The sequence below is a fragment of the Kitasatospora sp. NPDC036755 genome (assembly GCF_040636595.1).
Classification (GTDB): Bacteria; Actinomycetota; Actinomycetes; order Streptomycetales; family Streptomycetaceae; genus Kitasatospora.
In genome coordinates, this window is record NZ_JBEZUT010000699.1 from 1 (window position 1) to 1,092 (window position 1,092).

General features: G+C 79.4%; 1 pseudogene. It reads right to left on the minus strand.

Annotated features, from left to right (window positions below):
- Nucleotides 1-458, minus strand: a pseudogene (locus tag AB0E96_RS41310) (hypothetical protein); the annotation flags it as partial.
- Nucleotides 459-1,092 lie beyond the last annotated feature (634 nt).

Genomic DNA, 1,092 nt, shown 5'->3' on the forward strand with positions numbered 1-1,092 from the left:
GTCGCCAGGACGACCGCGACGACGGTGCCGCGCCCGAACGCCCGCACCGGGGACGGGCAGACGGCCGGGCGCCACGTGACGCGGACCGCCGAGGGCGCGGCCGCCGCCGACTCCGCCCGGCGCCGGCAGACCTCGGCGTTGCGCGACGCCGCCCACTGCTCCGATGCGCCGAGGTCGGACCAGGCGGTGGCGGTCGCCGCGAACAGGTCGGCCGCCCGTAGGGAGTCCCCGCCGACCGCCGCGACGTACGCCCGCACCTCCTGCGCGCGCAGCGCCTCGGGGTGCAGGGCGCCGCGCTCCAGGGCGACGTGCCGGTGGAGCTCCTCGGCCAGGTGGGCCGCGAGGACCGTGTCCCCGGCCTCCATGGCGCCCCGGATCAGGGCGACCCGCGGAGCGTAGGCGGCCGGCAGCAGCGTCTCGGTGGCCGTCCTTGACGACGCGTCGGCCGGATCGGTCATGGGCGGGCCCCTCGCAGGTGGTCTCCGAACGATGGATCACGTCACGTATACCGGTCGCGGCCGCCCGGGGCCGCTCCGTCGTCATCCCATCGGGTGAAACCGTGGCCGGCCGACCGGGGCGGCCGTCCGGTGCCCGGGCGGCCGGGGTCGGCCCGCCGACTGGCCTCCGGCCGGTCGACCGCCGGTCGGCGCGCCCGTGGCGCCGCCGTGCCGAGTTCGCCGCTTCGAGTGACGGGCCGACGACGGGAGCGGAAGCCCCGGCAACGGTGAACCGGACCGCTCCGCTCCCGGTCCGGAGCCCGGCACCGGAGCGGCACGGTGGGCGCGCGGAGCGCCGGACCGCGAACGGCGGGCGGGTGCTGGGCGCCCGCTTCGGCGGCCCAGCGGTGGCTCCAGGCCGTGAGCGGGCCCAGGGCGGCGTCGACCGGTCCCCGCGCGGCCGGATGCCGCCGGCACACCGCACGGACCGCTCGCGCTGTTCCGCGTGCTGCGCCGTCACCCCGGGCTCGCCTCCCGGATGTTCGCCCTCGGCTCGGGCCTGCTCGGCCACGGCCTCCTGCCCGACGCGGACCGCGAACCGGTGATCGCCCGGACGACCGCCCGGGCCGGCTGCGGCGACGAACGGGGCGGGCAC